Source organism: Streptomyces sp. NPDC048664 (assembly GCF_040650555.1).
Classification (GTDB): domain Bacteria; phylum Actinomycetota; class Actinomycetes; order Streptomycetales; family Streptomycetaceae; genus Streptomyces.
Genome location: NZ_JBEZHK010000003.1, coordinates 285087 through 305040, shown reverse-complemented (window position 1 = coordinate 305040; position 19954 = coordinate 285087). Strand labels below are relative to the sequence as shown.

15 protein-coding genes are annotated in these 19954 nt (G+C 73.6%); 4 read left to right on the top strand and 11 right to left on the bottom strand.

What is annotated here, in order from left to right; translation table 11 throughout:
• The first annotated feature begins 186 nt into the window (after positions 1-186).
• The gene (locus AB0C59_RS05095; protein WP_363001125.1) at positions 187-1605 is read left to right on the top strand and encodes a xylan 1,4-beta-xylosidase; all 1419 of its coding nucleotides are present in this window, start codon (positions 187-189) and stop codon (positions 1603-1605) included.
• A 22-nt stretch (positions 1606-1627) separates the two neighbouring features.
• On the opposite strand, the gene AB0C59_RS05090 is transcribed toward AB0C59_RS05095, so the two are convergent.
• The 10 genes from AB0C59_RS05090 to AB0C59_RS05045 all read right to left on the bottom strand — a co-directional run bounded on the left by AB0C59_RS05090 (position 1628) and on the right by AB0C59_RS05045 (position 16687).
• Positions 1628-5266 (bottom strand): lipopolysaccharide biosynthesis protein, encoded by a 3639-nt coding sequence (locus AB0C59_RS05090; protein WP_363001123.1) that lies wholly within the window; start codon positions 5264-5266, stop codon positions 1628-1630.
• Positions 5259-6059 (bottom strand): polysaccharide deacetylase family protein, encoded by an 801-nt coding sequence (locus AB0C59_RS05085; RefSeq protein WP_363001121.1) that lies wholly within the window; start codon positions 6057-6059, stop codon positions 5259-5261. Before AB0C59_RS05085 ends, AB0C59_RS05090 begins: the two co-directional genes overlap by 8 nt.
• On the bottom strand, positions 6056-7102 hold the full coding sequence (locus AB0C59_RS05080; protein ID WP_363001119.1) for a glycosyltransferase family 2 protein: 1047 nt from the start codon (positions 7100-7102) through the stop codon (positions 6056-6058). Before AB0C59_RS05080 ends, AB0C59_RS05085 begins: the two co-directional genes overlap by 4 nt.
• Complete coding sequence (locus AB0C59_RS05075) at positions 7099-7917, bottom strand: glycosyltransferase family 2 protein (protein WP_363001117.1); 819 nt, start codon at positions 7915-7917, stop codon at positions 7099-7101. The genes AB0C59_RS05080 and AB0C59_RS05075 overlap by 4 nt, the downstream gene beginning before the upstream one ends.
• A 370-nt stretch (positions 7918-8287) precedes the next feature.
• Positions 8288-9382 carry a GNAT family N-acetyltransferase gene (locus AB0C59_RS05070; protein ID WP_363001115.1) on the bottom strand — a complete coding sequence of 365 codons (1095 nt, stop codon included), beginning with the start codon at positions 9380-9382 and terminating at the stop codon, positions 8288-8290.
• A gap of 5 nt (positions 9383-9387) precedes the next feature.
• Positions 9388-9822, bottom strand: a complete 435-nt coding sequence (locus AB0C59_RS05065) for a hypothetical protein (protein ID WP_363001114.1) — start codon at positions 9820-9822, stop codon at positions 9388-9390.
• A gap of 199 nt (positions 9823-10021) precedes the next feature.
• The gene (locus AB0C59_RS05060) at positions 10022-11614 is read right to left on the bottom strand and encodes a serine/threonine-protein kinase (protein WP_363001112.1); all 1593 of its coding nucleotides are present in this window, start codon (positions 11612-11614) and stop codon (positions 10022-10024) included.
• A gap of 78 nt (positions 11615-11692) precedes the next feature.
• Complete coding sequence (locus AB0C59_RS05055; RefSeq protein ID WP_363001110.1) at positions 11693-13261, bottom strand: nickel transporter; 1569 nt, start codon at positions 13259-13261, stop codon at positions 11693-11695.
• The gene (locus AB0C59_RS05050; RefSeq protein ID WP_363001108.1) at positions 13258-15066 is read right to left on the bottom strand and encodes a tetratricopeptide repeat protein; all 1809 of its coding nucleotides are present in this window, start codon (positions 15064-15066) and stop codon (positions 13258-13260) included. The genes AB0C59_RS05055 and AB0C59_RS05050 overlap by 4 nt, the downstream gene beginning before the upstream one ends.
• Before the next feature lie 91 nt (positions 15067-15157).
• Positions 15158-16687: a DUF4331 domain-containing protein gene (locus AB0C59_RS05045; RefSeq protein ID WP_363001106.1), complete on the bottom strand. Its 1530-nt coding sequence runs from the start codon at positions 16685-16687 to the stop codon at positions 15158-15160.
• A gap of 185 nt (positions 16688-16872) precedes the next feature.
• Between AB0C59_RS05045 and AB0C59_RS05040 the strand changes: the two genes are divergently transcribed.
• The 3 genes from AB0C59_RS05040 to AB0C59_RS05030 all read left to right on the top strand — a co-directional run bounded on the left by AB0C59_RS05040 (position 16873) and on the right by AB0C59_RS05030 (position 18629).
• Entirely contained in the window at positions 16873-17415 is a 543-nt protein-coding gene (locus tag AB0C59_RS05040) for a sigma-70 family RNA polymerase sigma factor (RefSeq protein ID WP_363001104.1), read from the top strand.
• Positions 17412-18233 (top strand): anti-sigma factor, encoded by an 822-nt coding sequence (locus AB0C59_RS05035; RefSeq protein WP_363001102.1) that lies wholly within the window; start codon positions 17412-17414, stop codon positions 18231-18233. The genes AB0C59_RS05040 and AB0C59_RS05035 overlap by 4 nt, the downstream gene beginning before the upstream one ends.
• A gap of 126 nt (positions 18234-18359) precedes the next feature.
• Positions 18360-18629 (top strand): hypothetical protein, encoded by a 270-nt coding sequence (locus AB0C59_RS05030; RefSeq protein ID WP_363001101.1) that lies wholly within the window; start codon positions 18360-18362, stop codon positions 18627-18629.
• A 92-nt stretch (positions 18630-18721) separates the two neighbouring features.
• Here the strand turns inward: AB0C59_RS05030 and AB0C59_RS05025 are convergent, their stop codons facing one another.
• Entirely contained in the window at positions 18722-19918 is a 1197-nt protein-coding gene (locus AB0C59_RS05025; protein WP_363001099.1) for a CaiB/BaiF CoA-transferase family protein, read from the bottom strand.
• Positions 19919-19954: the final 36 nt, after the last annotated feature.

Sequence of the window (19954 nt, the reverse complement as noted above, 5' to 3'; positions counted from 1 at the left end):
ATCCGGCACGAGGCCCCTCGGTGCACCCGGTTTCCGCGGTGCGTCGGGTGTGTCGGTCTCCCCGCCCGTCCCGGCCGTGCCCGCCGTGCTCCCCACGCGCCCCGTACGCCCGGCGCGGGACGGTCCACCCCCGCCGTACGGCGAAACCCGTCCGCGGGCCGACCCCCGCCGTTAGGGTGACCCCTGATGGGACGTCAAGGGTGGGACACGGGGTCCGCGCGGTGGCGCCTGATCGCGCTGCTCGGCGTGGTCACGGCCGTCGCGGTCCTGGCGGTGGCCCTGCTCGGCGCCCCGCCCGGGCGCACCCCGGACATCCGGGGCACCACGCCCGACGGGGACAAGGTGCACGGCACGCCGGCCACCCCGCCCGCGCGCACGGACCCGGACGTCGGCTGGGGCTTCACCCACACCCAGTTCAGCGCGGACGAGGGCGGCGCGGTCGCCACCGCGCGCGTGGCGGGTCTGCTGTCCGGGACCGGGATGCCGCAGAACCAGCACATCATGGGGTGGGGCGCGGGCAACCCCGAACCGGTCCCGGGCCACTACGACTTCGAGGACATGGACCGCCGCGTCGACTTCGTCCGCAGGACGCACGGCACCCCGGTCGTCACCCTGTGCTGCTCCCCGGACTGGATGAAGGGCGGCAAGGCGGGGGCCGACCGCACCGACTGGAGCCGGTCGGCCCTGGAGACCGCCCCCACCCCCGACCACTACAAGGACTTCGCGGCGCTCGCCGCCACCGTCGCCAGGCGGTACCCGGACGTACGCCACTTCGTCGTCTGGAACGAGTTCAAGGGCTTCTGGAACGACGCCGAGGACCGCTGGGACTACGAGGGCTACACCCGGCTCTACAACCTGGTCTACGCGGCGCTCAAGCGGGTGGACCCGCGGATCATGGTGGGCGGTCCCTACCTCGTCATGGACAGCGTCGACCCGCGGCAGCCGCACGCCTCGACGTCCCTGCACGGCCCCTGGGGCGCCCTGGACCAGCGGGTCCTCGACGCGTTCGACTACTGGAACCGGCACAAGGCGGGCGCCGACTTCGTCGTCGTGGACGGCTCCAGCTACACCAAGGACGACGCCCTGCGGCCCGACGAGTTTGCGGCCACCGACAAGTTCACCGCCGTCGGCGCCTGGGTGCGGCAGCGGACCCGGGGCCTGCCGCTGTGGTGGGCCGAGTACTACGTCGAACCCGCCGACGGCGACGACGACCGCAAGGGCTGGACCGAGGACCACCGGGTCGCCGTGCAGGCCGCCGGGATGATCGCCCTCGTCAAGGGCGGCGCCTCCTCGGGCTTCTACTGGAACCCGGAGAACGAGCAGGGCACCTCCTGCCCCGGCTGCCTGTGGACGCCGACCGGCACCCCCGGCGGCGGCGGGGCCCTGCCCATGTACGACCTGGTGTCCCGGTTCGCAAAGGAGTTCCCGCCCGGCACCGCGTACCGGACGGTGCCGGGGGCCAAGGACGACGCCTCGGACGTGCGCGTCCTGGCCACCGACAGGACCGCCCTCGTGGTGAACACCCTGAACCGGTCGATCAGCGCCGAGGTCGACGGCCGACGGGTCGACCTGAAGCCGTACGGCGTGCGGTGGATCGGACGCTGACCCTCGCGAGCCCCGCCCGGGCTCAGCCCTTGCCCAGGGTCCAGAACCGCTGCACCAGCGACACGACCAGCACCGCCAGCAGCGGCAGCGAGAACCAGAAGCCCGCCTGGAGCCACCGCAGCCGTCGCACCCCGGGCCGCACCGCGACCCGTACGACCTCCCGCGCCATGAGCAGCAGCACCAGCGCGCCCGCCGCGAGCCCGCCGACGACCGACCACGCGGTCCAGGTCACCCGGGGCCCGACGGGACCCGGACGCGGCCGAGCGACGGCGCCCGCGGGCCGCTCGCGCAGCGCGTACAGGGTCGCGTCGCCGCCCGCGAGGACCTTCCTCAGCTCAGGCCGCCCGTCCAGGGCCCGGACGAGCCGGGACTCCCAGCCCGCCGGGTAGCCCACGTCCATCCGCAGATAGGTCGCCTGACCGGCATCGACCATCAGATACGAGTTCGGGCCCGCGTCCCTGAGGGAGGTGACCAGGCTCGACACCCGGGCCGGATCGAGGGGCGCGAGCACCGGCACGTAGGCCACCTTCTCCATGTCCCGGGCGCCCCACGGCATCGCCGGCGTGACGTTCTCGACCGGGTCGTCGCTCAGCCACAGCAGCCGTACCGTCGGGTCGTCGTGCGCGTACACGTAGTCCATCGCCGCGACCTCGCCCGGGCGGGTCCGCTCGAAGGGCTCGTTGCCCCAGCGGGCCACCAGGAAGCCGCCCATCAGCACCAGTCCCGCCAGGAGCGCCGCCAGCGGGGCGAGGACCGCGCGCCTCGGGGTCCCCTCCCGTGGCGTCCCCTCGGCGCGCGGGAACAGCGCCAGCCCGGCGAGCAGGGCCGCGCCCGGCACCGCGAACATGAAGACGCGCAGAGCCATCTCACCGCCGTACGACTGCATGCCGAAGCCGAGGAACGGCACGAAGGTGAGCACGAGCAGCGAGCGTTCGCGGTACCGGTTCGTGCGGCGCCGCAGCCAGCCCAGGCAGGCGAAGGCCATGACACCGCCCGCGAGCAGCACCCGCGTGTACAGCACCAGCTTGTGCGTCGTGTCGCCGCCCTGGATGCGCCCGGAGACGGACGTCGACACGTTGCCGCCTACCCCGCCTACCCCGCCGAAGAGTTCGTCGAAGTGCCCGGACCAGTACGGCTCGGCCATGAAGCCGACCCAGAACGCGACGAGCACCGCGAACAGCACGGGCAGGCCGCGCAGTTCGCAGCGGCCGACCAGGACGAGGACGGCGAGCACGCCCAGCATCACGAACGGGGTGAGCTGATGGGCGGTGACGCTCGCCGCGTACAGCCCGGTCAGCACCAGCAGCAGCACGGCCCGCTGCCCGCGCGAGGCCGGCTGGACCTCGGCCTCGCCCGGCCGCACCGTCGTCCAGAGCATCCGCGGGGCGCGGAACCACACCAGCAGGATCGCCACGAACACCAGGTAGAACAGGAAGGTGAAGCCCTGCGGGGAGAAGTAGTCCTGGCCGACCCAGCCGCTGAGCACGAAGATCCAGATCCCGGCCCATCTGGCGCGCCAGCTCGCCCTGAGTGAGCGCGTCAGCAGGAACATCGGCGCCAGGTAGAGGAGTTGGATGGTCAGCGGCCACCAGCGGATGACCTCGGTGAGATCGCCGACCCCGCAGGCACGGGCGACGAACGCCGCCGCCGCGAAGAAGCCCGGCCAGCTCCAGCGGGCGTCCAGGTCGGGTACGGCCGAGCCGGTGCGGTCGATGTAGTCCAGGAACCCCAGGTGCTGCCAGGCGGTGGCGAACCGCGGCTCGGTCTCGATCACGGCGGGCAGCGCGTGCAGGGACACCACCGTGGCGAGCAGGGTGGCCACCAGCAGGAACCGGGACTCGCGGCCGCGCGCCAGCAGCGCGGCGAACACCACGACCAGCGCGGCGGCACCCGCCAGGGTGAGCGGCGGCAGGACCGAGACCAGCCCGAGCCCGCCCATCCGGTCCAGGGCGGCGTCGTCGAGCCGGAGCGCCGGCACCCAGTACAGCAGCAGGGCGCCGACCAGCAGGCAGCCGAGCAGCAGCCCGGCGCGGGTCGGGCGGAACCGGCGCGCTCCCGGGCGCCCGGCGGCCGGCGGGCGCGGCGGCTCGTGCCCGGTGGCCGCCACGGGTGTCCCGGCGGGCGCGGTGCCCGGTCCGGGGCGGACGTCCGGGCGGCGCTCCTGGTGGTCGAGGTCGGCGTGGACCCCCAGCGTGAGGGTGTCGGTGTCGGGCCTCTTCTTCGCCCAGGACGGGCCGGGAGCGCGGTCGGCACCCGGGACGTCGCGCACCCCGAGGTCGGCGAGGTCGCCGTCCGCCGCCGCGTCCTGGCGCGCCGCGGGCGTGCCGCGCACGATCCCGAACAGCTTCGGGGCGGCGATCGCGACGATCACCGCGAGGCTGGAGATCTCCGCGACCCCGGCCCCGGTCAGCCCCGTGCGGGGGAGGAGAAGCAGCGTCAGCCCGAGGACCAGCACGCACAACAGGCCCTGGAGGCAGGCCAGTCCCAGGGTGCGGCTCTGGGCGCGCAGCACCGCGAAGTAGGTCTCCATGACGACCCGCAGCAGTGCTCCCACCGCGAACCAGCGCAGCAGCGGGGTCGCCGCGTGGGCGTAGCCCTCGCCGAAGACGCGCAGGATCAAGGGCGCGCCGAGGAACAGCAGCCCGCACACCGGCAGCATGATCCGCGCCATGCGCCCGAGCGCGGCACGGGTGTCGGCGGCGAGCCGCGCCGGGTCGTGCGAGCCCTCGACGGTGAGCGAGGCGCCCATGTTGATCGCGAGCAGGTTGGTGGTGCCGCCGATGGTGGTGGTGATGTAGAAGTAGGCGTTGTCGGCGGCGCTGACCTGCGAGGCGACGATCACCGGGACGAGGTAGACCACGGCCAGGGAGAACAGCGAGCCGGTGTAGTCGCCGGCCAGGAAGCGGCCGATCTCCTTCGGCGTCGGCGGTCTCGCCTGTGCCTCGGTGGCCCTGACGTGCCGGGGCACCAGGCGCCGGAACACCAGCCAGCCGAGCGGCAGCACCGAGGTGGCGATGGCGGCGACCCAGGAGACGAAGACACCCAGCACCGGGACCGCGGCGGCGAACGCGACCAGCAGCGCGAGCTTGACCGCGGAGAACACGGTGTTGCCCACGGGCACCCAGGGGGCGTTGCGCAGCCCGGTGAGCACACCGTCCTGGAGGGTGAGCAGGTTCCAGGCGACGACGGCGACCACGAAGACGAGGGCCGGTCCGGGCCCGTGCAGGAACCGGTACGAGGAGCCCCACGCGTTCAGCGTCAGCAGGAAGACCCCCGCCGCGAGCGCCACCACCAGGCAACTGCCCGCGTACGTGAGGAAGATCAGCCGCCCGGTGCCGCGCCCCGAGACCGGGATGAAGCGGGCCAGGGCCCCGGTGAGGGTCACCGCGGTCAGCCCGGCCAGGAGCTTCATCGCGGCGATGGCGGCGCTGCCCTGGCCCACCGCCGCATCCGAGTAGTAGTGGGCCGCGAGCAGCCAGTAGCCGAGGCCGAGCACCGCGGAGATACCGGTGTTGAGCATCAGCGCGTAGGCGTTGCGGAACAGCGGGCTGCCGCTGCCCGCGCCTGCGCCGACTCCGCGTCCGGGCAGGCGCAGGCGCCGGCCGCGGGCGGCCTCGGTCGTGGTGTCCTGGGCCCGGGCTGTGGTGGTCGTGTCAGACACGGGAACGCATGGCCTTCCGGCGAACCTGTCGTGCTCTGCGGACCACGGCGTACCCCTTGGTCAGGGCGCGGTCCCTGGCGAAGGTGCGGGCGATGGCGCGGCCCCGCACGAGTCTCTCGAACTCCTCGGCCCCGGTGCCGCGGCGCACGGTGACCCGGCGCAGCGCGTACGGGCCCTGGCGGCGCAGCGCGAGGGCGTTGCCGACCGCCAGGGACTGGGCGAAGCCCGCCTCCCGCACCGTGCGGCGCACCCGGTGGCTGGAGTAGCCGTACGGGTAGGCGAACGAGGCGGGGGCGGCGCCCAGTTCGGCGCCGATGATCTCCTTGCAGCGCAGCAGCTCGAACCACAGCTCCTCGTCGGCGAGTTGGTCGAGCTGGGGATGCGTGTGGCTGTGCCCGCCGATCTCGGTGCCGGCGGCGGCGAGGGCGCGGACCTGGTCCCAGTCGAGCATGGTGTCCAGTGCGCCCCCGCCCTCGTGCTCCCCCCGGATCCAGCCGGTCGAGACGAACAGCGTGGAGGCGAAGCCGTGTTCGGCCAGGACGGGGAGGGCGTGCCGGTGCACGCCCTCGTAGCCGTCGTCGAAGGTGATCAGGACGGGGCGTGGCGGCAGCGGGGCATCGCGGCGCCAGTGCCGTGCCAGGTCCGCGGTGGTCAGGGGGGTGCAGCCCAGGTCGCCGAGCTGGGCCATCTGCTCGCGGAACGCCTCGGGGGCCACGGACAGCTCCCGGGTCAGGTCGCTGGGTGCCGTGGCGACGGAGTGGTACATCAGGATCGGCACCGCCTGCCTGCTCATCGGCCGCCCCCCTCGCCGCTGCCGCCGGGTGCCCCGCCGTTCGCCGTCCCGTGGCCTCCTGGTGTGCCGTCCGGTATCGCGGCCACCGAGAAGGTGGTGCCGCCGCGTGCCGCCCGGACGGTTCCGAGGGCGTAGCCGCCGGCGGCGGTGAGCACCCCGGCGACGATCGCGCCGGCCCGGGCCGCCCCGCCGGGGCGGGCCACGAGGAAGTCGCGCAGCCCGCGGGCGACTGCCCGGGGCAGGACACGGGTGGTGTAGCGGCGTTCCGACTCCAGGCCTTTGGCGGAGCCGACGCTGCGGGCCACCAGGGCCTTGGACAGGCCTTCGGCGTAGGTGCGGGTGCGGAAGTAGGCGAAGTGCTCGCGTGGCTCCGGCACCCGGTGGTGGATCACCGCGCGGTCGTCGATGAGCAGGATCGCGTCGGGTCTGGCCCGGGTGAGGCGGATGCACAGCTCCGTCTCCTCGCAGCCCAGCGGGCGTCTGTCGCCGTCGCGCCCGATGCCCGTGGCGAAGCCGCCCGCCGCCTCGAAGGCCGTACGTCTGAACGACGCGTTGCCGCCCAGCACGTTGCGCACCCGGACCCGGCCGGGCGGCAGGCCCCGGTAGGTGCAGCCCACCACCCAGTCGAACTCCTCCGGGAACCACAGGGGCCGGCGGCCCGACGCCCACACGGGCACCGTCCGGCCGCCGACCGCCATGACGGCGGGGTTCTCGTAGCCCTCGGCGAAGTGCCTGAGCCAGTCCCGTTCGGCCACGGCGTCGTCGTCCAGGAACGCGATGATCCCGCCGTGGGAGGCCGCGATCCCGGTGTTGCGGCCCGCGGAGAGGCCGCGGGGGCCCGCGTTGGCGAGCACCCGGACCGCCGTGTCCTCCTTGTACTCCCGGGCCAGCCGGTCCAGGAGGGCCACGTTGTGGTCCACGACCAGCAGCGTCTCCCGCGCGGGACGGGACTGCGCCCGCACCGAGGAGACCGCCGCGAGGATGTCCTCCCAGCGGTCCTCGGTGTAGACGCAGATCACCACGGAGATGTCCGCGTCGCTCACGTCAGCTCTCCCCGGCCGGAGTCGAGCGCCACGGCGCGCGGCCGGCGGCGCAGGGCACGCCGGTTGGACCGCTCCCTGAGGATCACCCTGAGCACCCGCAGCCCGTCCCGCACCGCGCGCAGGTTGCTCGCGCCGTGGATGCGGAGGTACTCGTGGCTCGGGATCTCCTGCACCTTCAGGCCGGCCTTGACCACCCGGATGTTCATCAGCGTCTCGACCTCGAAGCCGGTGCAGTCGAGGTCGATCTTGTCGAGGCAGTGCCGCCAGAACGCGTTGTAGCCGTAGCAGAGATCGGTGTAGCGGGCGCCGAACTTGGCGTTGACGAGTCCGCACAGCACCCGGTTGCCCAGTTTGCGGATCGGTGTCATGTCGGAGGTGCCCCCGCCGTTCGCGAAGCGCGAGCCCTTCGCGAAGTCGGCGCCCGACACCAGCGCGGACACATAGCTGACGATCTCCTGGCCGTCGGCCGAGCCGTCGGCGTCGACCATGACGATGATGTCGCCGGTGCACGCCTCGAAGCCGGTGATCAGGGCGTCCCCCTTGCCCTTGCCGCGCTGTGCGACCACCCGCACCTGAGGCCACAGAGCGCGGGCGACGTCGACGGTGTCGTCGGTGGAATTGCCGTCCACGAGAACCACTTCGTGAATCCAGTCGGGAAGTGTCTTGAAGACGTAGGGGAGATTCTCCGCCTCGTTCATGGCGGGAATCACCACGCTCACCGGCGGCGCGATGGCCAGGTGGGAGGAGATCGGTCGGTACGGGCCCTGCGTCAAAGTGCCTTGATCCGAAACCGCAGGGCGCAGAACTGAACTCATGATTCTTGTCCCTCTCGTCCGGTGGACCGTCCGCCCCCGGAAGGTCCGGTTATTGGTCCGGTTCGAAAGGGGGGTCTCTCACCGACGGCATGCCGAAATGGATCTCCGTGCACGCCGACTGGTGAGCTGGCAAAGCTTGCCGTCTGCCGGAAAAGCGGCAGTCGACCGCGCGGCACGACTCGTACGACTTCCGTCGCCGAGCACGGCACCCCCCTACCGCGCCCCGTCCGGAACCATCGCGGAACCTGAGCCCTCCCCTGGAGCCGCTTGATGATGGCCCGATCCGGGTTGATGTATGACGGTATTGACGATGGCGACTTTAGGGCAATACCCGGAACGCGTCCCTCGCTTTTGGCGGGACGGACCCAAGTCAACCCTTCGAACGGATTTCCCCAACCCTTTTCAGGATCTTGTCGGCCGGTTCGAAGAGCGCCGGCCGTGACAGCACCACATTGCGCAGTGCCCGGACCGGGGCGCGGCGCGCCCTGTGTCCGAACGCGATCGGGTGACGTCTGGTCACCCACCCCTCCGACACCATGATGTCCCGTGTCTTGAGGGAGTCCTTGTATTCCTTCTGGCCGCGCCCCAGATCCAGATAGGCGATGCCGTCGGCGGCGGCCGCCTCGGCCATCCGCAGATGCAGGATCAGTCCGGGCGAGTACTTCGCGTACGCCGGGTCGTAGGCCGGGAACCAGCAGGCCAGCACCCGCTCGGTGCGCAGCCCGAAGTGCGCGGCGATCGGCCGCGTGCCCGCGTAGAGAACCGACAGGACGCCCGCGAAGGGCTCCGAGCGGGTGTGGAAGAGCTGCTGCACCAGCTCGTTGATCCAGGGGTGCGCGAAGCGGTCGCTGCGCCCCGTCCGGCGGTACTGCGCGGACTTCCAGGCCGTCAGGGTGTTCAGGGCGGCAGGGTCGCGCTCGTCGTGGACGTAGCGCACCTCGCCCGCGTCGCGCCCGAGCCTGCGCTCCTTGGCGAGCGTCGTACGGGTGAACTTCGGTGACTTCGCGCGCAGTTCACGCAGATAGACGTCGTACCCCCGGTCGACGTCCATGACCGGGGACGGGAAGCTGCCGGAGGCCGAGGCCTCGAACGGCGGCTGGCCCTGGACCAGATGGTCGAACTCCCAGACAAAGAGCCCGCAGGCCCGCAGCAGTTGGCGCGCGTCCCAGGTGAAGTCGGGCCGGTGCACGAGACCCTGGCAGTCCGAGACGCCGAGGCCGATGGCCCGGCCGACGCCGGCCGCGGTTCTCTGGAACGGGAAGAAGGCGGCCGGCTCCCCGTCCTCCCGTACGACGGCGATCCGCGTCCCCCGTCTCGCACGCCCGACGGCGAGCGTGAACTCGGGGGACAGGAACGGGTTCGCCAGCTCGGGCGAGCCGTTGAGGTGGGCCTTCGACTGCAAGGCCGTCCACGCCGTCCGGTCGGCGGCGGTGAGCTCGCCGGGGCGGTACACGCTGATGTCCACGTCTGTCAGGCCCGTCTTCTCGCCGTACGGCCGCGCCGCCGCCGTACCAGTACCAGCAGGAGAACCAGGGAGCTGATCACGGTCACCGCGGCGACCCCACCGTCGACCGACCAGCGGTGGGCCGCCAGCATGCCCTGCGCGACCAGCAGGTCCAGTGCCATCGCCCCCGCGACGGACACCACCGCGCGGGCGAACGGGTCGACGCCCCGCAGGGCCGCGCCGATGGCGGTCGCCGGTGCGGCGAGCAGGAAGAACAGCGTGAACGGGCCGCGCAGAGGTGAGTCGACGTCGGCGAGGGCGAGGCTCGCGCCGATCCCCGCGACGGCGAGCGCCGCGCCCCCGAGCAGAGGAAGCGGGTCCCTGCCCGGATCCCTCTTCGGACCCGGTTCCGGCCGCCCGTCCTCGCCTGATGACGGTGGGTTGATGCCTAAGGTCTGCATTGGCGACTTTGCCCCCCGAAGCGCCGGATGCCGGGCTTCAATGTCGCGCAGCGGGCGGGGCGTCGTCAAGACGCGGAGGCGACCCCCGCACGTTCTCGGTGCGCTCTGAACACGTGTTCCCCGCGATCGGGCGACCTGTCGGGAACCGTGGTGCGAACAGGGAACACCGGTACGAGAGTTGTCGGCGGCGTCCGGTCCGTCACGACACCGACGGGGAGGCTCCGACCGACGGGGTCCCCGTCGCGCAGGTGACCGAGAACGGCACGGTGGCGGAGGTGACATGGACCGGTGCGCGCACCTCGACACCGATCTCGTTGTGCACCGAACCGCCCGCGTCATAGGTGGTGACGACGATCTGCCGCTGCTGGGTCCGCCCGCCGCCCGCCGGGAACGACAGCGTCTTCCATCCCGCGTCCGAGACCTGCCCGGACGCCGTCACCCAGCGGTACGACACCTCGGCCGGCACCCGGCTCACGGTGAAGACCGCCGTGAAGCGCGGGGCCTCGGCGTCCGGCGGAGGGCAGGTGCCGGAGTAGTCGGTGTGCGTGCCCGTCACGGACACCTGGACCGACGGTGCGGCCGGACGCGTCGTCCGGCCCTGACCGCCGCCGCTCGCGTCCGTGGGACCGCGGCTGGGTGACGGGTCGGGCGGGGAACTCCCGCCACCGGTGGCCGCGGTGCTCTCGTGGCGCGGCGAGGCGCCGCCCGCACTCCCGTGCGCGCCGCCGCCGGCACCCTGGTCCACCAGGGCGTACGTCAGCCCCGCCACCGCGAGCACGAGCGCGGCCAGACCCGCGATCAGGAACACGGTGGCGCCTCGCCCGCGCGAGGGCGGCGGGGCGGCGGCCGGTCCCGGGAGGCGGGCGGTGGAGCCGGCCACCGGGGCCGGGCGCGGGGGCGTCGGCGGTCCGCCCGGGTGCGCCGCGACCGTCGCCGCGAACCCGGGCGACCCCGTGCGCGGGGTGCCGCCCGCGCCGATCAGCCGCAGGTCCCGCTCGGCCTCCGCGGCCGACGTGCGCTCGGCGGGGTCCTTGCGCAGCAGGCCCCCGATCACCGGGGCCAGCGGCCCGGCCCGGCGCGGCGGCGGCAACTCCTCGTCCACGACCGCCCGCAAGGTGCTCAGCGGGGTGTTCTGCCGGAACGGCGAAGCGCCCTCCACCGCCGCGTACAGCAGCACGCCGAGCGACCACAGGTCGGACTCGGGGCCCGGGGTGCGGCCCAGAGCGCGCTCGGGCGCGAGGAACTCGGGGGAGCCGATGACCTCGCCGGTCATGGTGAGCGCGGAGCTTCCCTCGACCGTGGCGATCCCGAAGTCGGTCAGGACCACCCGGCCGTCGTTGGCCAGCAGCACGTTGCCCGGCTTCACGTCGCGGTGCAGCACCCCCGCCGCGTGCGCCGCGCGCAGCGCGGACAGCACCTCCGCACCGACGTGCGCGGCGCGCTGCGGGGACAGGGGGCCCTCCGCGTCCAGCTGGTCCGACAGGGAGATGCCGCGGATCAGCTCCATCGCGATCCAGGGGCGGCCGTCCTCGTGGGCCACGTCGTAGACGGTCACCACGTTCCGGTTCGCCACCCGGGCGGCGGCCCAGGCCTCGCGCTCCAGCCGGGTGTACATGCGCTCGACCTCGGGCGACGGCAGCCCGGCCGGGGCCCGCACCTCCTTGACGGCGACCTCGCGGCGCAGCACCTCGTCCCGGGCGCGCCACACCGTCCCCATACCGCCCTGCCCGAGAGGGGAGAGCAGCCGGTAGCGTCCCGCGACCACACGTTCACGGTCTCGTTCTTCGGACACGGGCGTCCCCCTGTCGCCATCGCGCGACGTCCCCGCCCAGCGGATCCGTTCCGCGTGCCTTCTCCTTGGAAAAGTAGCTCAACCGAGTGCGGATGCCGCCCCCTTGAACACGAGCCCGGCCCCGAGGACCACGACGGCGACGGCGGAGCCCAGGGGAGCGGTCCGGCGCACCAGCGCGGCCAGGGGTCCCGAGGCCCAGCGCGGGCGCCGGTCGAGTACGCGGTTCACCCCGCTGCCCAGCTTGACCACCGCGAACCCCGCCGCCGACAGCGTCAGGGCGAGCCCGGCGCCGTACGCGACGACGAGCAGCAGCCCGAACCAGGCCTGGCCCAGGGCGGCGGCACCGACGAGGACCACGACGGCGGAGGGACTGGGCACCAGACCTCCGGCGAAGCCGAGCAGGAGCGTGCCCCGGAGCGTGGGGGCGACGGGGTGCGTGTGGGTGACGCCGCCGTGGGTGTGGGGGACGCCATGGGCGTGGGGGTGCTCGTGGCCGTGCTCATGACTGTGGCCGTGGCCGTGGCCGTGCTCGTGTTCCTCGTGCGTGTGCTCGTGGCTGTGGCTGTGGCCGTGCGGGTGGTGGTCAAGGGCGTGTTCCCGGGCGCGGTTGCGCAGGGCACGGCGGAGCAGGGAGGCGCCCGCCAGGGTGACGAACACACCGCTGGCCAGGCCGAGCCAGGCGATCACCGAGGGCGCGGCGGCCGAGCCGGCCGTCACCAGCAGGCCGAGGGCGACGACGCCCAGGGTGTGGGTGACCGTCACCGAGGCGGCGAGCGGCAGGACGTCCCTGAGCCCCGCGCGGCCGCCGCGCGCCGCCGCGGCGGCCGCCATCAGGGTCTTGCCGTGGCCCGGTGCGAGCGCGTGCAGAGCGCCGAGGCCGATCGCGATGACCAGGGCCAGCGCGGCGAACCGGACGGTCAGGTCGTGCCGGGCGACCAGGTGGTCGAGCGCCATGGTCCAGCGGTCGGCGCCGCGCGGCAGGACGGACGCGGCCGGTGCGTCCCGTCGCCGGTCGGCGGCGGAGTCCGCGAGGGCGGGCCCGCCGGGCCGCACCCGCAGGGACGCCGCGACCGTGTCCGCGGGGGAGGAGAGCAACCCGGCCGGGTAGCTGGTCAGTTCGTGCGACACGGAGGTCCTCGGCACGTTCGACGCGGCGAGGGTCGTACGGTCACCGCGTGCCGTGATCTCCCGCCAGCCCGGTCCCGTCGCCACGCCGGCGCTGCGGAAGCCGAGCGTCAGGGCGCCGCTCCCGGGCAGGGGCGCCGTCAGCGCGCACTCGACGCGCAGGGTGTGCAGACCCGCCTGACCCGGCCGGACCCGGGCGCGGCTCGTGCCGACGCCCAGCGCGACCGTACGGCCCGACACGGTGACCCGGCCGCCCTCGGCCGCCCTCGCGCACCGCTGCCGGGCCCACCCGGTCAGGCCGAGCCGGGAGATGTCCGGCTCGGCCTGGGTCGCCGGGATCTCCGCGAGGTCCTCCACATGGTCCACGCGCAACCGCCCAGGGGCGACGATCAGGCCGTCGTACCGGTTCACGGTGAAGTTGCCCAGCGGATGGGCGCTCGCGGTGCCGGCCGGGACGAGGACGAGGGCGCACAGGGCCGTCAGGACGGCGGCAGCGGAGGCGAACAGACGCCGAGGGCTCACTTCATCGCCTCCAGCGTCCTGCGGGCCGTCCGCGCGCCCAGCGGCGAGAAACCGGGGTTGAGCCGCAGAGCCGCGGCGAGTGCGGCGCGGGCCTGGCCGGGGTGGCCGGCGGCCCGCTCGATCATGCCGCGGTGGTAGAGGAACGTCGCGTTGCGAAAGCCGGTGGCCGTGGCCCGGCGGGCGTAGGGGAGGGCCTGCTCATCGAGGCCGTTGACGTGCAGCGCCCAGGCGAGGGCGTCCGCCGTGTGCACGGTGTGCCGGCGCGCCCACTCGGCGCGCGCGGCCCTCAGCGCGGCCGTGCGGTCGCCGTGGTCGGCGGCGGCCAGGGCGGTGTCCAGGTCGGCGTCCACACCGTTGGCGCGCGCCAACGCGACCCAGGCGTCCACGAGGGAGTACTGGTCGCGGGCCTTGGCCAGGTCCCCCGCCCGTCCGCGCGCCTCGTACAACTCACCCAGTTCCACCAACGGTTGAGGGAGCGGATAGCGCTCCACGACCTGCTCCATGCCGCGGATGGCGTCCGCCGGGTGGCCCAGGGCGGCCTGGGTACGGGCGCGGCCCTCCAACGCGGGCAGATAGGTGTCGTCGGCGGCCAGGGCGCGGGCGTAGTGGCGCCGCGCGCTCGTGTAGTCGCCCTGGTTCCAGGCGAGTTGTCCGAGCGCGGCCGCCACGTAGGCGATGTCGCCGCGCGAGGTGGCGGAGGACAGGGCCTGTTCGAGGACGCGGCGGGCGGTCGTCACGTCGCCGCGCAGTTCGTGGACGTAGGCGTAGCGGGTGAAGACGGGGACACCGGGGTGGCGTGAGTCGGCCAGGTCGGCGGCCTTCGACGCCTCGTCGTAGCGGCCGAGTTCGACGAGCGCGTCGATGCGGGAGGACAGGGCGCGCTCGCTGTAGGGGTTCTGGGCGAGGGCCCGGTCCGCGTAGGCGAGGGCGCCGGTGAAGTCGTGGCGGGCCGCGGCGAGGGCGGCCCGGCCGCACAGGGCGGCGTCGCTGTCGGGGCTCAGCCTGAGTGCCTGGTCGAGTGCGCGTTGCGCCTGCGGGTAGCGGGACGGGTCGCCCTTGGTGCGGGCCTGTTCGACGTAGGCCAGGCCCAGGGTCGCCCAGCCGCCGTGGTCGCGCGGCTGGGCGCGCAGATGGGCCTGGAGCGCGCGGATGCTCGCGTCGAGGTCGTTCCCGGCGAGCAGTTCGGGTGAGATCCCGTCGGGTGAGGCGGCGAGGGGTGCCGCGCCGCCGCCGTCCCGCGCGGTCGAGACGGCCACCGCGCCGGCGGTGAGGGCCACGGCGAGAAGGGCGGCGAGGCCCCCGAGCCGCCACCGCCGCGCCGAGGCGGCGTACCGCCGCAACACGTCCACCCGCGCGGCCCCGCCCCCGCCCGCACACTCGGCCCCCGAGGACGTGTCCTTCGGCTCGGCCGACAGGTCGCCGGGGCCGCAAGTCGTGCCGTCCGCCGGGGTGTCGGTGGGTTCGCCTGCCGGCGGGGGCGCCGAGGCGTCGGTGCGTTCGGTCGCCGGTCCACCTGTTCGGGTACCCGTGGTCGCGATGGAGGACGTGTCCTTCGGCTCGGCCGACAGGTTGCCTGCGGCGCCAGTCGGGCCGCCCGTTCGGGGGCCCGCGGTCGCGGCCGTCGGCGTGTGCTGCGGTGTGGCCGCCGGCAGGTCGTCGGGGGCGCGGGGCGGGGCGGGCGTGGTCTCCGGCGGCTCCACCGGCGGGGGCGTCGGCTCGTCGGCCCGGGCGCCGCCTGCCGGAGTGTCCTCCGGGGCGGGCTTCGTGACGGGCTCGGGGGTGGGGTCGGTCGTGCGCGGGGACATCCCTCTCCTCTGTCTGGCAGGTGTCCGTGGAAGGGGGGCGCGGCCCGCGCCGTGAGGGGATGGGGGGACGGGCCGCGCCGGTCGAGGCGGGTCAGTAGGCGCGGTAGCGGGTGCTGCGGCGCCGCCACCACATCACCGCGGTGCCGATCAGCAGCACCCCCGCCACGCCCGCCGCCGCGGAACTCGCGATCAGCGCGGTGTCGGGGCCCTGGGAGCCGGTCGGCAGCAGCCCGTCCCCGAGCTGGTTGCGCACGCTGTCGCCGGTGCCCTTGGCGAGCGGACCCCGAGAACCGGAGGTCGGCTCGGCCAGGTACGGGAAGGAGTGCCCGAACTTCTGGTCGTTCGCGTCGACCGCGTCACCGAGGTCGTTCTTGGACCCGACCAGTTCGCCCTCCATCACCTGGAGCGCCTCGTCGATCACGTCGTCACCGAGCCGCCGCCCGTTCGGGAAGCCGGCGTTGTCACCGTCGAGCACCCCGAGCCGCTTCGGCTCGGCGGTGGGTTTGACGGAGGTGTTGAGCCGCAGCTCCTCCGCGGGCTTCACATGGGGCGGCTGGTTCAGCCCCTTCACACCCTTGAGGAAGACGTCCACGAGGTCGTTGCGCGGCTCGGCCGGCGCCTTGATCTTGTAGATCGCCTCGATGAGCTTGGGCAGTTCGGGTTCGGTCACGTTCTTCAGGAACTGCGCGTCGTCCCACGGCGCGGACGCGTTGAACTTGTCCTTGTCCTTCTGCGGGTTGACGACCTCGTTGACGAGCGGATTGCCGAGCCGGGAGACCTGCGACCAGTCCCCGCGGGCGTCCTTGCGCTGGACCGTCGACCAGACGCCGACCACGGGCTGGTGCGCCGACTCCCGGATGAGGTCGTTCGGCACCTGCAGGGCGAGGGAGTTGACGTTGTACTCCTTCAGCGTGTCCCGGCCGACCTCCGACAGGTTCCCGCCGTACAGCAGGTCGAAGACGCGCAGGTCCGCGAAGAAGGGGTCGTCCGCCTGCCCGGCGAAGGTCGTCGCGCCGTTCGCGAGCGGGTGGACGGCGTGGTCGCGCAGCGAGCCGTAGTCCGGCATGGACGCCTTGCCGACGTCGGAGGGCGCCACCGGCACGTCGTCGGCGATCCTCGTGCGCGACATCACCTTCTGCTTGTGCAGCCTGATCATGTCGACGTCGTACGTCTGCGTGATGTTCAGGTCCGGGTCGTCGAGGCTGGTGACGGGCCCCGTGTTGTAGAGGAAGGTGTCGCCGTTCTTCCGGTGCGTCGTGAAGGTGTAGCGGAAGAGCAGGTCCCCCTGGGCGTCGCCGTCGCTGTCGACGTGGAGGTCGTACTGGGCGTCGTCCGCGAACGTGTAGAAGTTGGGGCCGCCCGCGGGATCCTCGAACGGCACGAAGTTCGCGATGAGCGTCGTCGTGTCCGGCTTGTCGGGGCTCACGAACGCGTACAGGTCGGTGTTGTCGTACTGCGGCTGCCCCGAGATCAGCGGTGCCTCGCGGTGCGAGGAGGCCGAGGCCGTCCCGGGTTCCAGCACGCTCACGCCGGCGGCCGCGAGACCCCCGGCCGCCAGCGCGCCGCATATGAGGGCCACGATGCCGCGGCGCCCCGGGCCGCTCCTGGAGATTGATGTCATCCCGTCCGTCCTCCGTGCCGAGTTGCCTGACGCACCTGCATTCGGAGCACCGCCGCGGGCGGATTGGCCGGACGGGAAAAATCTTTCCGTGCCCGCGCGACCCGCGTTTTCGCGCCGCCGATCCGTATCCCCTCCCGATGCGGCGTGTCCCTGTCGGACGCGTGAGCGCGAGGAGGAGGGGACGGGTGGGGGCGGACGAACTTCTGGTGCTGGTGGCCAGGGGCGATCAGAAGGCCTTCGAGGAGCTGTACCAACTGGTGTCCGGGCCGGTGTTCGGCCTGGTGCGGCGCGTGGTGCGGGACCCGGCGCAGTCGGAGGAGGTGGCTCAGGAGGTGCTGCTCGAACTGTGGCGCTCCGCCCCGCGGTTCGACCCTGGCCGCGGCAGCGCCCTGTCCTGGGTCCTCACCCTCGCGCACCGCCGTGCCGTGGACCGGGTGCGCAGCGCCCGCGCGGCCGGCGAACGGGAGCAGCGCGAGGCGCAGCGGGCCCATCACCCCGCCTTCGACCAGGTCGCGGAGGAGGTGGAGGCCGGTCTCGAGCGCGAGTGGGTGCGGCGCTGCCTGGACCGGCTCACCGCCCTGCAACGCCAGTCCGTCACGCTCGCCTACTACGACGGCTACACCTACCGTGAGGTCGCGGAGCGGCTCTCGCTGCCGCTCGGCACGGTCAAGACACGGATGCGCGACGGGCTGACCCGGCTGCGCGAATGCCTGGGAAGTGCCGCATGAGTCTGTTCTCCCGGCTGCGCTCCGGTGATCCGCACTCGCTCGCGGCGCCCTACGCGCTCGACGCCCTCGAACCCCGCGAGCGGCGGCGGTTCGAGAAGCACCTGGCGCACTGCGCGCGCTGCGCGGCCGACGTGCGCGACCTGGCCGAGGACGCCGTACGCCTGGCCTGGTCCACCTCGGCCCTCGCCCCGCCCGGACTGCGCGACCGCGTGCTCCTGGCCGTACGCGAGACACCCCAGGACGCCGCGCCCGCTCCCGGCGCCGCACGGGGACCGGAAACCCGTCTCCCGCCGCATGTGTGGGGCACGGGACCGCTGCCCGCCCGCGCCCGAACGCGCCGTGCGCGCCCCCTGTTCGCTCCGCTCGTCACCGCGACGGCCGCGGCGGCTCTCGTGGTCGCCGGGCTCTTCGCCGTCCAGACCGCGCGGGCACGCGAGGAACTCGCCGCCGAGCGTGCCCAGGCACGTGAGATCGCCCACGTTCTCGCCGCGCCGGACGTCCGCGCGACGAGCGGGAGGGATTCCGGCGGCCGGGGAATCGGAGTGATCGCCTCCGCCTCCGAGGGGCGCGCGGTCGTCACCCTCAGCGGAGTGGGCGCGCCGCCCGGCGGGCGCGTGCACCAGCTCTGGCTCATGCGCCCGGGCGCCCACCCGCGCTCCCTCGGGCTGTTCCACGGCGACACGCCTGTGGTGGCGAACGGTTTGACGAAGGCGGCGACGTCACTCGCCGTGACCGTGGAACCCGACGGCGGCTCGGCGCAACCCACCAGCCAGCCGGTTGTCCAACTCGCCCTGCAGTCCGTCGGATTCGGACAGTAATCGTCGAGTGATCGTCAACACCCTTATCCGGAAGGTGAATCCCGTGCCCGAGATACACGAGTGCCGTGGTGGAGCGATAGGGTTACTCTGCCCGGGCCGGGTGGACTCGTACGGGTGGGGAGTGACATGGAACAGATAGCAATGCGTAGCAGGGCGAGGGTCCCTGCGATCACCTGCGGAAGCAGCGCGACCAGTTCGCGCCTCGACCGCCATCTCGCGATACTGGGCGGCCCGGCCGTTCCGCAGCGCGACGTGGCCGAGGCGACGCTGCTGATGCGTGAGCTGACCACACGTGACCGTGCGCGCGACCACGGCAGCAGGAGTTCGCGGGTGAGCAAGGTCTCGCTCTTCGCTCCGCTGCGTCGACTGCGCCGCTCGCTGTTCGGCGGGCACTGAGCACCGGCGTTCCGCACGGCGCCCGTACCGGGGCGCCGCACGCGTGAGGCGCCCGCGAGCAGCGGGCGCTCGAGCGAGGCGAGGACCCGCGTTCAGGCCGCCACACCGTCCCGGCGCAGCGCTGCGATCTCCTCGCCCGTCATCCCCACGGCACGCAGCAGCGTCTCGGTGTGCTCCCCGAGCGCGGGCACATCCCCCATACGCGCCTCCTCCCCGCCTGGCAGCGTGATCGGAGGCAGCAGCGCCTTCAGCGGCCCCACCGGCGTTCCCGTCTCCCGCCACCGCTCCCGGGCGGCGAGCTGCGGATGTCCGGCCACCTCCCGCAGGTCCCGCAGCCGCGCGCACGCGATACCCGCGTCCTCCAGCCGGGCCACGGCCTCGTCCGTGCCCAGCGCCCCCAACGCCTTCCCGACCAGGGCGTCCGTGTCGGCCCGGTGGGCGACCCGGGCCGCGTTCGTCGCGTACGCCGGGTCCGTCGCGAGGTCAGGCCGCCCGAGCACCCGGGTCGCGAGCCGCTGCCACTCCCTGTCGTTCTGCACGCTCAGCAGGACCCGCCCGCCGTCCGCCGTCCCATAGGCGTCGTACGGGGCGATGACGGCGTGCGCCAGGCCGGTGCGCGCCGGGGCGGTACCGCCGTGCATCGTGTGGTGCAGCGGATGCCCCATCCATTCGGCGAGCGCCTCCAGCATGGAGATCTCCACCGGCCCGCCGCGCCCGGTCGCACCCCGCCGCACCAGCGCCGCGAGCACACCCGAGAACGCGTACATGGCCGCGGCGATGTCCGCCGCGGGGATTCCCGCCTTGGTGGGCCGCTCCGGGGTCCCGGTGACCGACACCAGGCCCGCCTCGCACTGCACGAGCATGTCGTAGGCCCGCTTGTCCGCGTACGGTCCCGTCGCCCCGTAGCCCGAGATGTCCACCGCGATCAGCCGCGGGTGCGCCGCGCACAGGGTGGCCGCGTCCAGCCCGAGCCGGGCCGCGGCCCCCTGCGCGAGGTTCTGCACGAACACGTCGGCGCCCTCGACCAGCCGCCGTACGGCGTCGAGTCCCCGCGGATCCTTGAGGTCCAGCGCGATCGACTCCTTGCCGCGGTTGCACCACACGAAGTGCGAGGCGAGCCCGTGCGCGGCGGTGTCGTAGCCGCGCGCGAAGTCGCCGCCGTCGACCCGCTCGACCTTGATCACCCGGGCCCCGAGATCCGCGAGCTGACGGGTGGCGAACGGCGCGGCCACGGCCTGCTCGACGGCGACCACGGTGATGCCCTCCAGGGGCAGGGGGAGCTGATCCATGCCCTGGATCATGTCCCGTGCGCCACGCCCTTGTCA